The sequence below is a fragment of the Tenacibaculum finnmarkense genomovar ulcerans genome, assembly GCF_900239495.1.
In the GTDB taxonomy this organism is placed as follows: domain Bacteria; phylum Bacteroidota; class Bacteroidia; order Flavobacteriales; family Flavobacteriaceae; genus Polaribacter; species Polaribacter ulcerans.
In genome coordinates, this window is record NZ_OENE01000015.1 from 80,670 (window position 1) to 93,965 (window position 13,296).

The 13,296-nt window shown below is 30.2% G+C and carries 15 protein-coding genes and 1 pseudogene; 6 read left to right on the forward strand and 10 right to left on the reverse strand.

Going from position 1 to position 13,296, the window contains the following annotated elements; all coding sequences use genetic code 11:
* The first annotated feature begins 174 nt into the window (after nucleotides 1-174).
* The gene (locus tag DPIF8902391_RS05500; RefSeq protein WP_172505254.1) at nucleotides 175-2,628 is read left to right on the forward strand and encodes an alpha-ketoacid dehydrogenase subunit alpha/beta; all 2,454 of its coding nucleotides are present in this window, start codon (nucleotides 175-177) and stop codon (nucleotides 2,626-2,628) included.
* Between the two features lie 75 nt (nucleotides 2,629-2,703).
* On the opposite strand, the gene DPIF8902391_RS05505 is transcribed toward DPIF8902391_RS05500, so the two are convergent.
* The 6 genes and pseudogenes from DPIF8902391_RS05505 to DPIF8902391_RS05530 form a co-directional block, all read right to left on the reverse strand.
* Nucleotides 2,704-3,438: an SH3 domain-containing protein gene (locus tag DPIF8902391_RS05505; RefSeq protein ID WP_058885615.1), complete on the reverse strand. Its 735-nt coding sequence runs from the start codon at nucleotides 3,436-3,438 to the stop codon at nucleotides 2,704-2,706.
* Between the two features lie 135 nt (nucleotides 3,439-3,573).
* A complete protein-coding gene (locus DPIF8902391_RS05510; RefSeq protein WP_172505255.1) occupies nucleotides 3,574-4,332 on the reverse strand; it encodes a phosphoribosyltransferase family protein in 759 nt (252 codons plus the stop codon).
* A gap of 9 nt (nucleotides 4,333-4,341) precedes the next feature.
* A pseudogene (locus DPIF8902391_RS05515) lies at nucleotides 4,342-4,818 on the reverse strand (nicotinate phosphoribosyltransferase); the annotation flags it as partial.
* A gap of 104 nt (nucleotides 4,819-4,922) precedes the next feature.
* Complete coding sequence (locus DPIF8902391_RS05520) at nucleotides 4,923-5,711, reverse strand: DUF2971 domain-containing protein (protein ID WP_172505257.1); 789 nt, start codon at nucleotides 5,709-5,711, stop codon at nucleotides 4,923-4,925.
* A gap of 65 nt (nucleotides 5,712-5,776) precedes the next feature.
* Complete coding sequence (locus tag DPIF8902391_RS05525) at nucleotides 5,777-5,890, reverse strand: nicotinamide phosphoribosyltransferase domain-containing protein (protein WP_159459682.1); 114 nt, start codon at nucleotides 5,888-5,890, stop codon at nucleotides 5,777-5,779.
* Nucleotides 5,891-6,000: 110 nt separating this feature from the next.
* Nucleotides 6,001-6,681 carry an NUDIX hydrolase gene (locus DPIF8902391_RS05530; RefSeq protein ID WP_058885618.1) on the reverse strand — a complete coding sequence of 227 codons (681 nt, stop codon included), beginning with the start codon at nucleotides 6,679-6,681 and terminating at the stop codon, nucleotides 6,001-6,003.
* A 278-nt stretch (nucleotides 6,682-6,959) separates the two neighbouring features.
* Here DPIF8902391_RS05530 and DPIF8902391_RS05535 point away from each other — a divergent pair, with 278 nt between their 5' ends.
* From DPIF8902391_RS05535 to DPIF8902391_RS05555, 5 genes are all read left to right on the forward strand, one after another.
* Nucleotides 6,960-7,589 carry an NAD(P)H-dependent oxidoreductase gene (locus DPIF8902391_RS05535; RefSeq protein WP_172505258.1) on the forward strand — a complete coding sequence of 210 codons (630 nt, stop codon included), beginning with the start codon at nucleotides 6,960-6,962 and terminating at the stop codon, nucleotides 7,587-7,589.
* A 76-nt stretch (nucleotides 7,590-7,665) separates the two neighbouring features.
* Complete coding sequence (locus tag DPIF8902391_RS05540) at nucleotides 7,666-9,102, forward strand: sodium:solute symporter (RefSeq protein WP_172505259.1); 1,437 nt, start codon at nucleotides 7,666-7,668, stop codon at nucleotides 9,100-9,102.
* A 40-nt stretch (nucleotides 9,103-9,142) separates the two neighbouring features.
* Nucleotides 9,143-9,304 (forward strand): hypothetical protein, encoded by a 162-nt coding sequence (locus DPIF8902391_RS05545; protein WP_172505260.1) that lies wholly within the window; start codon nucleotides 9,143-9,145, stop codon nucleotides 9,302-9,304.
* Nucleotides 9,305-9,319: 15 nt separating this feature from the next.
* A complete protein-coding gene (locus tag DPIF8902391_RS05550; RefSeq protein ID WP_058885621.1) occupies nucleotides 9,320-9,991 on the forward strand; it encodes an AIM24 family protein in 672 nt (223 codons plus the stop codon).
* A 48-nt stretch (nucleotides 9,992-10,039) separates the two neighbouring features.
* Complete coding sequence (locus DPIF8902391_RS05555) at nucleotides 10,040-10,570, forward strand: GNAT family N-acetyltransferase (protein ID WP_058885622.1); 531 nt, start codon at nucleotides 10,040-10,042, stop codon at nucleotides 10,568-10,570.
* Nucleotides 10,571-10,643: 73 nt separating this feature from the next.
* Here DPIF8902391_RS05555 and DPIF8902391_RS05560 read toward each other — a convergent pair whose 3' ends face one another.
* The 4 genes from DPIF8902391_RS05560 to DPIF8902391_RS05575 all read right to left on the reverse strand — a co-directional run bounded on the left by DPIF8902391_RS05560 (nucleotide 10,644) and on the right by DPIF8902391_RS05575 (nucleotide 13,281).
* Entirely contained in the window at nucleotides 10,644-10,901 is a 258-nt protein-coding gene (locus tag DPIF8902391_RS05560; protein WP_058885623.1) for a DUF6952 family protein, read from the reverse strand.
* Nucleotides 10,902-10,922: 21 nt separating this feature from the next.
* Nucleotides 10,923-11,249, reverse strand: a complete 327-nt coding sequence (locus DPIF8902391_RS05565; RefSeq protein WP_058885624.1) for a thioredoxin family protein — start codon at nucleotides 11,247-11,249, stop codon at nucleotides 10,923-10,925.
* Between the two features lie 82 nt (nucleotides 11,250-11,331).
* Nucleotides 11,332-11,973, reverse strand: a complete 642-nt coding sequence (locus tag DPIF8902391_RS05570) for a peroxiredoxin (protein ID WP_172505261.1) — start codon at nucleotides 11,971-11,973, stop codon at nucleotides 11,332-11,334.
* 144 nt (nucleotides 11,974-12,117) lie between these two features.
* Nucleotides 12,118-13,281: a sigma-54-dependent transcriptional regulator gene (locus DPIF8902391_RS05575; protein ID WP_058886293.1), complete on the reverse strand. Its 1,164-nt coding sequence runs from the start codon at nucleotides 13,279-13,281 to the stop codon at nucleotides 12,118-12,120.
* Nucleotides 13,282-13,296 lie beyond the last annotated feature (15 nt).

The following is a 13,296-nucleotide window of genomic DNA, read 5'->3' on the forward strand; positions in this document are numbered from 1 at the left end:
ATCGTTTTAAATTAAAAAAAGTATTAAAGGCATTACATAACTTTGTTTTTTACAGATAATTCAATAATTTTATTAAAAAAACATATTAAAATGAATAATAGTCAATAAATGCGTAAATTTTTAAATTTAGACTAAAAAAGCTATCTTTGTAACCAGACCAAAAAATAGATAATTATGACGCAAAAAACCGAAATAGCCAGTACAAAACAACTTTCTTTTGAAGATTTTAAAAACGATGTTTTAAACGATTATCGAATTGCACGCTTGAGTAGAGAATGTAGTTTGTTAGGGCGTAGAGAAGTTTTGACAGGTAAAGCAAAATTCGGAATTTTTGGTGATGGTAAAGAAGTGCCTCAATTGGCAATGGCTAAGGCGTTTAAAAATGGTGATTTCAGATCAGGGTATTACCGTGATCAAACCTTTATGATGGCGATTAACGAACTAACTCCGCAACAATTTTTTGCAGGTTTATACGGGCATAATAGCATCGAGGTTGAGCCAATGTCGGCAGGTAGACAAATGGGTGGTCATTTTGCTACACATTCGTTAGATGAAAACGGAAAATGGAAAAACTTAACGGCTCAAAAAAATTCATCATCAGATATTTCACCAACCGCAGGACAAATGCCTCGTTTATTAGGTTTGGCACAGGCTTCTAAAATTTATCGAAATGTAAAAGGTTTAGAACATTTTACTGATTTTTCTGATAAAGGAAACGAAGTTGCTTGGGGAACTATCGGAAATGCAAGTACTTCAGAAGGCTTGTTTTTTGAAACAATTAATGCTGCCGGTGTTTTACAAGTGCCAATGGTAATGAATGTTTGGGATGATGAATACGGTATTTCGGTACATGCAAAATATCAAACAACCAAAGAAAGTATTTCTGAAATTTTAAAAGGATTTCAAAAAGAAAACGATACCAATGGTTATGAAATTTTTGTGGTAAACGGTTGGGATTATGTACAGTTAATTGACATCTATAATAAAGCAGGAAAAATTGCTAGAGAACAGCATATTCCTGTATTAATTCATGTAAAAGAATTAACACAGCCTCAAGGACATTCAACTTCAGGGTCGCATGAGCGTTATAAATCGACAGAAAGATTGCAGTGGGAACAAGAGTTTGACTGTATTTCTCAAATGCGAAAATGGATTTTAGAATTTGAATTAAAAGATGAAAATGGGGCTATTTTAAAATTTGTTAATTCTGAAGAAGAGTTAATGGATATCGAAAAACAAGCTAAAAAACAAGTAAGCAAAGCAAAACGTGATGCTTGGAGCGCTTATACAAACGAAATAAAAGCGGAAGTTGTCATGGCTGTTTCTTTACTAGAAACCGTTGCTGAAAAAAGTAACAATGGCTCTTTTATTACCAAATATAAAAATGATTTAGCAAGTGTTGTTGAACCAATTAGAAAAGATATTTTAATTGCAACGCGTAAAAGTTTACGTTATTTAAAAGACGAAGATTTTGCCGAAAAGAAAATACTTCAAAAATTTATTAAAGATGCTATTGATAATGCGGCTGTTAAGTTTTCGTCACATTTACTAAGCGAAACCACTTTTTCTCCTGAAAAAATAGCCGCGGAAGCGCCTAAATATGCCGCTGAAGAGAATTTAGTAGATGCGCGTCTTATTATGCGTGATAATTTTGATGCTATTTTCAAAAAATATCCTGAAGCCTTAATTTTTGGTGAAGATGCTGGTTATATTGGTGATGTAAATCAAGGTTTAGAAGGTTTACAGGAAAAATATGGCGAGCTAAGAGTTTCAGACACAGGAATTCGTGAAGCTACTATTTTAGGACAAGGTATTGGAATGGCAATGCGTGGTTTACGCCCAATTGCTGAAATTCAATATTTAGATTACCTATTATATGCCTTACAAATTATGAGTGACGATTTGGCAACACTTCGTTACCGTACTTTTGGAAAGCAAAAAGCGCCGTTAATTATTAGAACTCGTGGGCATCGTTTAGAAGGAATTTGGCATTCAGGTTCTCCAATGGGTGGAATTATAAATAATATTCGTGGAATTCACGTTTTAGTGCCTAGGAACATGACCAAAGCAGCTGGTTTTTACAATACTTTATTACAAGGTGATGACCCAGCTTTAGTTGTAGAATGTTTAAATGGATACCGATTAAAAGAAGAATTACCAATTAATTTAGGTGATTTTAAAACGCCAATCGGTATAGTGGAAATCATTAAAGAAGGAACTGATATGACGGTAATTTCTTACGGTTCTACCTTGCGAATTGTAGAAGAAGCAGCAAAAGAATTAGCCCAAGTTGGTATTGATATCGAAATTATTGATGCCCAAAGTTTACTTCCTTTTGATATCAATCATGACACGGTAAAATCGGTAGCAAAAACAAATCGTTTGTTAGTAGTTGATGAAGATTTACCTGGTGGAGCATCGGCGTATTTATTACAAGAAATTGTAGAAAATCAAAATGGATATAAACATTTAGATAGCAAGCCACAAACCTTAACAGCAAAGGCACACAGACCTGCTTATGGTACCGATGGTGATTATTTTTCAAAACCATCTGCTGAAGATATTTTTGAAAAAATATATGCTATTATGAATGAAGCAAATCCTAGTAAATATAAGAGTTTATATTAAATTTTTTCTTTTAAGAAACAAAAAAGATGTAACATCAATGTTACATCTTTTTTGTTTATAGATACTACGAATTAATTATTCCGAAACCTCTATATTATTATCTATCTTTTGATTTTTAGCTTTGTAATCCTCTATTTTTGCTTGTAATACAGCTATAAGACTTGATGATGAAAAATCAGCATTATTAGTAATTTTCTCTAATGCTTTTATTTTATCGGTCATTGATCCTGAAGCTATTGCTAGTCCTGCAAATTTAGCAACAGCAACATCTACTGAAGCTTCAGATAAATTTCCTGATTTAATCCAAGCCTCTTCAATATACTGTCCTTCAGCTCTTTTACCTTTAACATGCATCCAATCATCTTGCGTTTTTAAAACAGCAATAATATCCATTGCACTATATTTTTTATTCGTTTTAGTTAATAAATCAGGTCTTTTATAAACATTTGCTTCTTTAAGTAATGTTGAAACCTTACCATTAACAGCTAAAAAAGTTGCTCTAGTCCAACCTTCTTTTCCATCAATTAACCTAACCTTGTAATATAATTTTTTAGAAACAGAATCAGTCACTTCCTCCCCTGTAAATTCAATTTTTTCCCCTAAACTCATCGAGGTAATCCATTTTCCTTTTGATTTAGGAGTAACTCTTACTGAAAGCTTTTCTAGCAAACAAACAGCAGGTGTTAAAACTTCTTTTTTTTGCGATTCCACAATTGTTTCTCCATTTTGAGAATTCGTTGTTTCCTTATCATTTTTACAACTTAATAAAACAAAAGCTGCCGAAATTACAGTAATAAATATTTTTTTCATAATAATAATTTATAACAAATATATACTCTTTATTACTCATTTTGAAGCTTAAAACATTTTAGTTGATTTTTCTGATGTCATTATTTTTTCTACCGCTTCTTTTTTCACTCTTTTTTTAAGCAGTTTATTTCCCCTTTAAACCACTTTAAACTGCGTTACAAAATCATCCGTAATATCTTTATAACTATTGGTACAATAAATATGATTGATATTTTCTTTTAACTCATCAAAACCATAATTAAACTGTCCGTGTGTTACATATAAAAATACTTTAGTAGCTCCTTGATTTTTCAATTCCTTGGCTAAAAAATTAAACGTTCTTCCGCCATCGGCTAAATCATCCACAATTAAACATTCTTTATTTTTAACAGCTCCTTGAATTGTTATTTTTGGTGCTCCCGCTATTCGTACTTTATTTGACGGAATTAAATCTGCTTCTAATTTTTCTGCTATTTCGTGCGTTGTTTTGTATGCTCCTGCGTCTGGGCTTATCAATACGGGGTTTCCAATAGCATGATAGGCTTTTTTTACATATTCATAACTTTTTAATTCTACAGAATTATCAATCAACGCTAAACTTATTGAACTGTGCGGATGTAAAATTTCCACTTTATCAAAACCCATTGAATTTATAAAATTAGCAATTACTTTTAAATCAAAAGATTCTTTTTCATTAAACCGTCTGTCAGAACGCTGCCCTATCAAACAATACATCGTTAGTATCGCTGTGGCTGTTTTATGTAAACGATTCTCGGCATCCCAAGCTTCTTTTATCGATGCAATACGGAATAAATCTTCATAAGTATTTCCTCTTATTTTAACATGTAAATTTCCTTTTTCAAGGATTTTAGCAGTTACCTGCCCGTCATTAAATTTCTTTATTTCGTAATTCATAACTTATTTTTAAACTAAAACAGTACTATTTATATTTTGATTGATGCGTTCTCTAATTTCATTTAAGGTTGTAGTATTATAAAATTGACCGTCTTTGTAAATTTCTTTTAACTCACCTTCATTTTCTTGAGCTACTGAAACTTGGTCAATTAAATTATATTCTCCATTTTCTATAACAACTTTAACCAAACCTTTTGCTGATTTTTTAATTCCATCATCCGTAATTGGATCTTTAAATATTTCTCTTCTTTCGCCATTAACAACAACCGAAGTCGCTTTCATTGCAAAACCAAAAGTATCTCTAGTATTATATTGATAGGTAAATGAACCGATTCCTAACACAATATTTGTCGAAGCAAAACCTTTATCGTGTAATTGTTTACAGATCTGTTCGGCGCTGTCAGTAGTGATGCTATCGCCATAAATAGCGCCAATATGAGTATCTAATACTTTAAAACCTTGTGCATTTACTAAAAATAAAAAAATTATCACTGTAAATCAATTAATTGTGTTTTTTAAATAAAGGTAATAAACTCTTTAAATACTTTTTTTGAGTTGTGTAACAATCATGTCGGTGTTAGCAACTAGATTTAATTGTCTTTAACCCTAGAGATTAAGTCTGATACCATTTGTAAATCTTTATCATAATCTTCTTTTGATTGTATATGATAACCACTATTATCCCATTTTATGTAGAATAGTTTTATGTTATTTTTGGTTGTAAATTCAATAAACCGTTTATCTGCAAAATTGGATAGATTTTTTCTTGAAACTATTATTGCTTTTAAACTATTTCCAATATTTAAATAGGTTTCTGAATTTGAAAAAGAAATAAAACGGTATTCATTTTCGCCAGAATAATCTTTATGTTTTAAAAAACTTACGTTTTTAATTTTTTCTAGGATATCTCTACAATATTCATTTAATCCAATCTTATAAAGATTATTTAAGTCAATACTTATATTACTCCTAAAGAACTCTTCATAATTAATATATTCGATGTCATTTGAATAAGTATCTGGGTTATTTTCTTTTAGTATTTTTTTATCGAAAACTAAACAAACACCATTATATTTATCTCCGTATTGATCCCACATTCTTGGTTTAAGAAAACCATAATATTCAGAAGGTAATATCATGAATTTTTGCAATTCAGGATTATCATTGTTTTTGCAAAAACATAATTGTTTACAGTTATTAATCTTTTCTAAAATATATTTAGAAACTTTATCTGCTGTTTCATTGTCTGCTTTTTTAGTATCTAAATAACCATAAGAACTTTTAACGATACATCTATCTATTACATTTTCTATTGGGTCATTTGAGGTTTTTCTATCTGAAAGTCTTAATTTTTTAGTATGTAATATGTGTTCATACACAGTTTGTGTTTTAGTATAATGATAGATTATTTCATCTGAAATAAAAATGTCATCAATTTTATTTTTCATATCTTTTTGTGATTGCTTATTGCTAACAAACCAATAACAAAACCTGTTCCTTTTGGATATTGTTGATGATGCCCTGTTTTGTAACCGTCCGTTAATAATAATCCGTTCATAGCCTACATTTTTAGCGTTATTTTGCGTAATTATGACACAAATATATTTCATATTATTATATCTCACAACTAATTTGCGTAAAAACAACACTAACTATGTTTTTAACTGTTTAAATATCGAAGATAATTCCTTCTTTTTTTAGTTGAAAAAAACGTTTTTCATTAAATTGAAACAGTTTAGCGGGTCGTCCTGAGCCTTTTGATGTTTTTTCATCCAATTCATCTAAAATATTCAAGTTCTTTATTTTTTTTCGAAAATTACGTCTATCAACCGCTCTTCCTAAAAGTGTTGCGTAGAGTTTTTCTAAATCTGAAAAAGGAAATTTACTTTCTAATAGTTCAAAACCAATCGGTTCATAGGTTATTTTTGCTCGTAAACGATTTATTGCTTTGTCTAAAATATCTTGATGATCGAAAGATAATTCTGGCAATTTATCAATAGAAAACCATTGGGCTTGCTCAGCATCAGTACTGGCTTTTAGTTTAAAACAATTTGGTTTTACAAGCCCAAAATAAGCAACAGTTACCACTCTTTTTCTAGGATCTCTTTCTGGGTTTCCAAAAGTATATAACTGCTCTAAATAATTAATTTTAACACCTGTTTCTTCTAATAATTCTCTTTCAACAGCGGTTTCTAACGATTCGTCAGCAAGTATAAAACCCCCTGGAATTGCCCATTTTCCTTTAAAAGGTTCGTATTTTCTTTTTATCAATAATATAGAAATATTCCCCGCTTCATAGCCAAAAACTACGGCATCTACAGCTAATTTTATTTCTTGTTTTAGTATCATTATTATTAGGTGTTATTTGTACGCAAAAATACATTATTTCGATAATAAATGATTTAACTATTAATCTGTTTAAATTTTAAAAAAGTATTTTTCAAAACAGATAAACGTTAATAAATTCAGGTTGACGGATTCGGTTTTTTAGCTATAAAATGTTTTTAAATAAAATTAAAAAACAACTATAAATATTAAATAAATTCAACTATTAATTTTTATAATACTCAAATACTAATTTTCCTAAAAAGCAATTGTATTTTTGCCTGATAAATAAATTCAAAAAAATGAATAGTATAGAAAATTTAAAATGGCGATATGCTGTTAAAAAATTTGACGAAAATAAAACACTTTCAAACACACAAATAACAACCTTAAAAGAGGCTTTTAATTTAACGGCAACTTCTTTCGGATTGCAGCCTCTTAAAATGCTGGTTATTCAAAATAAAGAAATCCAACAAAAATTAGTAGCCCATTCTTGGAATCAGCCACAAATAGCACAAGCTTCTCATGTATTGGTTTTATGTATTCCAAAAAAATATGAGGTATCGGAAGTGGAGGCTTATTTTTCATTGGTAAAAAAAGTAAGAAACACGCCTGATGAAATTTTAGCACCGTTTAAAAAAATGCTAACAGATACTATTAGCAGTAAAACTCAAGAAGAATTAACCATCTGGAATAAAAATCAAGCCTATATTGCCTTAGGAAATTTAATGACCGTTGCGGCAAACCAGCAAATAGATTCTTGCCCAATGGAAGGTTTTATCCCTAAAAAATACGATGAAATTTTAGGTTTAGACAAGCATAATTTAACATCAGTATTAGTATTACCTGTTGGTTTTAGAGCCGAAGATGATTATATGAAAGATCTAAAAAAAGTGCGTAAAAACACTGCCGAAGTTATTATCGAAATGTAATTTTATCGGTATAAGTTATGAATTACGATGCACAAAATTAGTACTTTCGTAATTCATAATTTTTTAATTAAATTACATGCAACCACTACATATATTGCTTCTTATTATTGCCTATTTTGGGGTTTTAATGCTCATTTCATACTTTACAGGTAAATCGGCAAATAATGCTACTTTTTTTAAGGCTGATAATTCCTCGCCTTGGTATTTAGTTGCCTTCGGGATGATTGGCGCTTCACTCTCTGGCGTTACTTTTATTTCCGTTCCAGGCTGGGTTGAAGGGCAGCAAATGAGTTATATGCAAATGGTTTTTGGCTATGTGGTAGGGTATGCCGTAATTGGTTTGGTGTTACTTCCGCTTTATTATCGCTTAAATTTAACCTCTATTTACACCTATTTAGAAACTCGTTTTGGGCGATATTCTTATAAAACTGGTGCTTCTTTTTTCTTATTATCAAGAACTATTGGTGCGGCTTTCAGGTTGTTTTTAGTAGCCAATGTTTTACAATTAATTTTGTTTGATGCCTACGGAATTCCATTTTGGCTAACCGTAACAATTACCATTTTATTAATTTGGTTATACACTTTTAAGGCAGGAATCAAAACCATCGTTTGGACCGATACTTTACAAACATTATTCATGCTAATTTCGGTAGGTATTTGTATCATCATGATTAAAGACAGCCTACAAATTGACAGTTTATTTAGCTATATATCTGAAAGTAAATCGGCTAAAATGTTCTTTTTTGAGGATATAAAAGCAGGAAATTATTTTTGGAATCGGTTTTTATCAGGGGCATTTATAGCCATTGTAATGACAGGATTAGACCAAGATATGATGCAAAAAAACTTAACCTGTCGTAATTTAAAAGATGCTCAAAAAAATATGTTTTGGTTTACGATTGTTTTAGTAATCGTTAATTTTTTCTTTTTAGCTTTGGGTGTTTTACTGACAGATTATGCCAATATTAACGGATTAGACGCACATAAAGACCAATTATTTCCGATGATTGCCATGAGTGGCGATTTAGGTTTAGTAACTTCTTTATTCTTTTTATTAGGATTAATTGCCGCCGCCTATTCAAGTGCCGATAGTGCTTTAACCTCCTTAACCACCTCTTTTAGTATTGATATTTTAGAGATTGATAAAAAAGAAGATCATCAGCAACAAGAAAAAACCCGTAAGAAAATACATGTTTTATTTTCATTTGTACTTATCGCAACTATTTTAGTTTTTAAATATTTTATTGCAGATGCCAGTGTAATTGCTAAAATATTTCAATTTGCAGGCTATACTTATGGTCCTTTATTGGGGTTATATGCCTTCGGATTATTTACAAAACTGAATATAAAAGATAAATTAGTTCCTATCATTTGTATTGCATCGCCTATTCTTACTTTTTTAATAAGCCACTTTAGTAAAACACAATTCAATTTCGACTTCGGATTTTTCGTATTAGTTTTAAACGGAATCCTTACTTTCTTCGGATTATTAATGATAAAATCATCAAAATAAATTAAAATATTTCTTTTAAAAAAAACATATAAAATATAAAATGCCTAAAAAAGGAAAAGCCAAAAACACGGCAAACAAAGCAAAACATACCCGTTTAATGAAGCAAAAATTAAACAAGGTGAAATTAGAGAAATTACAAAATAAAGAGCGTTTAAAAGCTTTGGTTAGAAAGATGAATGAGCAGAAGAGTGTGGAGGAATAAAAAAATATTGCATACATGAAATTTAAAATATCTGACTACCCTAGTTCTTATTTAGGAATTGAATTTGAAAAAAACGAAAAACTAATTGCAGAAAAAGGAACTCTAATTTATTGTGATGGAGAATATTCGCTTAACAGTAAAATTGAAGCTAAAAATTATAAAAACTGGATCGCTAAAATATTTGGCGGAAAAAGTTTAACCTATAACGTTTATACCGCCAAGGAAAACCTAAAACTAGCTTTATCAACAAAAGATAGCGCTGAAATTTTCAGTATTGATATTTTAGAAGACAGCCCTATTTTAATTGAGCCTAATTTACATTTCGCAAGAACCATAGGATTAGAATTTATCCTCGAAAAAAAAGATTGGAAAACCACATTAAATGATGGCTTAAAGCTAAAAACGATCGGTAATGGAACATTGTTTCTAAAAGGTTATGGAAAAATTATTGAACAAGAAATTAATTCTGAAAAACCAATTTTTATTGATGAAGATGCCCTAATTGCTTTTGAAGATAGTTTAGAGGTGAAAACTATTTCAAAAAACCTTAAAGAATTTATAACAAGTGGTGAGGGTTTATTATTTGAGATAAAAGGAAGTGGTAAAATTTGGATTCAAACAAGAAAAAAAAACGAACACGCAAGTAGTGGTGGAATATTAGATGGGATATTTAATTTTATGAAATAGAAAGCTATTTAAGAATAAACCTCTAAAGTAAATCAGCCTAATTTTTTTATGAATTTCAAAATTAAACGACTTAAAAATATTTCTGACACTTATTTTCCAGAAGCTTGGAAACTTTATCAAGAAGCTTTTCCTATAGAAGAACGGCGTTTATTAGAGGCTCAAATTAACATTTTAAAAAATTCAATATATCATTTTGATGTGATACTTCATCAAAATAAATTCATTGGTTTTTTACTCTGGTGGAATTTTGAAACTTTAAATTTTATAGATCATTTTGCTACCGTTTCAGCGCATCGAAATAAAGGTTTTGGTAAAAAAAATATTGAAAATTTCATAAAAAACAATCAAAAATTAGTTTTATTAGAAGTCGAATTACCCGATACTGAAATCAATAAACGTAGAATACAATTTTATGAAAGAGTTGGTTTTCATCTAAATTCACATTATTATGAAACACCTGATTTATCAAATAATCAAAAAGCTTTTCAATTACTTTTAATGTCTTATCCTAAAGAACTTACCTTTAAAAATATAGAACAGTTTACAACAATATATCAACCGATTATTTTTAATAAATAGCTAAAAAAACCTGCTTTAACAAAAAAATCCCAAGCCATACAGCTCGGGATTTATTATCTTTTAAACAATAGTATTATTTATCAATAGATCCTAAAACACGCTTCATAAAAGTATTCAACGCTTCTTTTTTAGGAGTACCGTCTTTTATCATTTTATCAACCTCGATAGCTCCGTACATATTGGAAATTAACTCACCAATAACGTCTAATTCTTCATCTTTTAAAGATGAAACCTCTGTTAAAGCCTCTAATGTTTCAATAGTTTCTAGTACGTAATCTTGATCGTTTTGCTCAATAAAAGAAGTCAAATGTTTTATTACTGGTAATTTCATAATGCTATTTTTAATTTAAAACTATATAACTTCTTTTACTTCTTTAACCTGACTAATTAACTCTTTTAAAGAATCAAATTTATTGGTTTGTACTTGATTTACAAATTTACCATCTACAAAAGTTGCAAAAGTAGGTAAGTTACTTACATCGGCTAATTTTCTGCTTTCTGGAAACTTTTCCGCATCAACAACTACAAAAGTAATTTCTTCATTTTCCGAAGCTAATTTTTTAAATTTTGGCTTCATTATACGACAATTACCACACCAAGTTGCTGAAAATTGTACCGCTACTTTTTTGTTGTTTGCTACTAAATTTTCTAAATTATCTTGACTTAATTCTTGTACCATAATTATAAGTTTTTAAGAGAAAGGAGTTCGTGCATATAATCCCCCAATCAGTACACGAACTAAGCCCTTTCATTATATTGTATTAGTGAGATGCTAAATATGCAGCAGTTCCTTTTGCATTTGGTTTCATAGCATCTTTACCTTCTTCCCAGTTTGCAGGACAAACTTCTCCGTTTGTTTGAACGTGTGCATACGCATCAATTAAACGTAAAAATTCGTTTACATTACGCCCAACTGGCATGTGGTTAATTCCTTCATGAAATACCGTTCCTTCTTCATCGATTAAATAAGTAGCTCTGTAAGTTACGTTATCACCAACTACTTGTACCGTTTGAGTTGCTTCGTCAAAAACCTCATCAGTAATATCTAAAATACCTAAGATTGATGATAAATTACGGTTACTATCTGCTAATAAAGGATACGTTACACCTTCAATACCTCCGTTATCTTTTGGCTGATTTAACCATGCAAAATGAACCTCAGGAGTATCACAAGAAGCACCAATTACAACCGTGTTTCTGTTTTCGAACTCACCTAAAGCAGCTTGAAAAGCGTGTAATTCGGTAGGGCACACAAATGTAAAATCTTTTGGATACCAAAATAACAATACTTTTTTCTTGTTCTTTACAGCCTCTTCTAATACATTTACTTTAAATGTATCACCCATTTCGTTCATTGCATCTACACTTAAACCTGGAAACTTTTTACCTACAATTGTTGACATTTTTTTATTTTTTTATTGATTATTATTCGTTTTCACAAGTACAAATATACCAAGCAAAACAACTATAAAATAAAAAACTTGATCCTAATTTTTTATATCATCATCAATTTTTCTTATACTTAATTAGTTTATAATTGCTTTATCTTATTTACTAGCAAATAATTTTACATCCTTTTCAGAAATTTCTTTTTCACCTAAAATAATTAAACGTTCTACGACATTTCTAAGCTCACGAATATTCCCTGTCCAGTCATATTCTTGTAATAATTTAATTGCTTGTTTTGAAAATGCTTTTTTAGGAGTTCCTTGTTCATCAGAAATTTTTGAAGTAAAAAAATCTATTAATAAAGGAATATCTGTTCTTCTATCGTTTAACGAAGGGACTTTAATTAAAATAACGGCTAAACGGTGGTATAAATCTTCTCTAAAACGTCCTTCGGATATTTCTTTTTTCAAATCTTTATTCGTTGCCGCTACAATTCGCACATTTACTTTGATGTCTTTATCAGAACCAACACGTTGTATTTTATTCTCTTGCAAAGCTCTTAATACTTTAGCTTGTGCCGATAAACTCATATCGCCAATTTCATCTAAAAAAATAGTTCCACCATTTGCAGCTTCAAATTTTCCTGCTCTGTCTTTATTTGCTCCTGTAAAAGAACCTTTTACATGTCCAAATAACTCACTTTCTATGAGTTCCGATGGAATAGCTGCACAATTTACTTCAATCATTGACGCTTTTACCCTGTCTGATTTTTCGTGTAACCAATGCGCTACTAATTCCTTCCCTGTTCCGTTAGGTCCGGTAATTAAAACACGAGCATCGGTTGTTGCTACTTTTTCAATAATTTCTTTAATATGGGTAATAGCATCACTATCGCCAATCATTTGGTAGTTTTTACTTACCTTCTTTTTTAAGCGTTTATTTTCAACAACAAGCGCTGTTTTATCTAACGCATTACGAACAGTATTTAATAAACGGTTTAAATCTGGTGGTTTTGAAATATAATCAAACGCCCCCAAACGCATGGTATTTACTGCGGTATCTAAATCGCCATGACCAGAAATCATGACCATTGCTGTTTCAGGCTTTATTTTTTTAGCCCTTTCTAATACCTCAACACCATCCATTTTTGGCATTTTAATATCACATAAAACCAAATCGTAGTCGTTATTTTTAATCATTTCAAGACCAATTAAGCCATCTTGGGCTTCCGATACTTGATAGGCATCATTTTCTTCTGAAATAATTTTCGTTAAAACTCTACGGATTGCCGCTTCATCTTCTATTATTAATATTTTGCTCATATTTTTCATTTTCTG

Coding starts and splice junctions, on each gene's coding strand:
- DPIF8902391_RS05500 (WP_172505254.1), top strand. CDS start 175: ATGACGCAAAAAACCGAAATAGCCAGTACAAAACAACTTTCTTTTGAA.
- DPIF8902391_RS05505 (WP_058885615.1), bottom strand. CDS start 3,438: ATGAAAAAAATATTTATTACTGTAATTTCGGCAGCTTTTGTTTTATTA.
- DPIF8902391_RS05510 (WP_172505255.1), bottom strand. CDS start 4,332: ATGAATTACGAAATAAAGAAATTTAATGACGGGCAGGTAACTGCTAAA.
- DPIF8902391_RS05525 (WP_159459682.1), bottom strand. CDS start 5,890: ATGAACGGATTATTATTAACGGACGGTTACAAAACAGGGCATCATCAA.
- DPIF8902391_RS05530 (WP_058885618.1), bottom strand. CDS start 6,681: ATGATACTAAAACAAGAAATAAAATTAGCTGTAGATGCCGTAGTTTTT.
- DPIF8902391_RS05535 (WP_172505258.1), top strand. CDS start 6,960: ATGAATAGTATAGAAAATTTAAAATGGCGATATGCTGTTAAAAAATTT.
- DPIF8902391_RS05540 (WP_172505259.1), top strand. CDS start 7,666: ATGCAACCACTACATATATTGCTTCTTATTATTGCCTATTTTGGGGTT.
- DPIF8902391_RS05545 (WP_172505260.1), top strand. CDS start 9,143: ATGCCTAAAAAAGGAAAAGCCAAAAACACGGCAAACAAAGCAAAACAT.
- DPIF8902391_RS05550 (WP_058885621.1), top strand. CDS start 9,320: ATGAAATTTAAAATATCTGACTACCCTAGTTCTTATTTAGGAATTGAA.
- DPIF8902391_RS05555 (WP_058885622.1), top strand. CDS start 10,040: ATGAATTTCAAAATTAAACGACTTAAAAATATTTCTGACACTTATTTT.
- DPIF8902391_RS05560 (WP_058885623.1), bottom strand. CDS start 10,901: ATGAAATTACCAGTAATAAAACATTTGACTTCTTTTATTGAGCAAAAC.
- DPIF8902391_RS05565 (WP_058885624.1), bottom strand. CDS start 11,249: ATGGTACAAGAATTAAGTCAAGATAATTTAGAAAATTTAGTAGCAAAC.
- DPIF8902391_RS05570 (WP_172505261.1), bottom strand. CDS start 11,973: ATGTCAACAATTGTAGGTAAAAAGTTTCCAGGTTTAAGTGTAGATGCA.
- DPIF8902391_RS05575 (WP_058886293.1), bottom strand. CDS start 13,281: ATGAGCAAAATATTAATAATAGAAGATGAAGCGGCAATCCGTAGAGTT.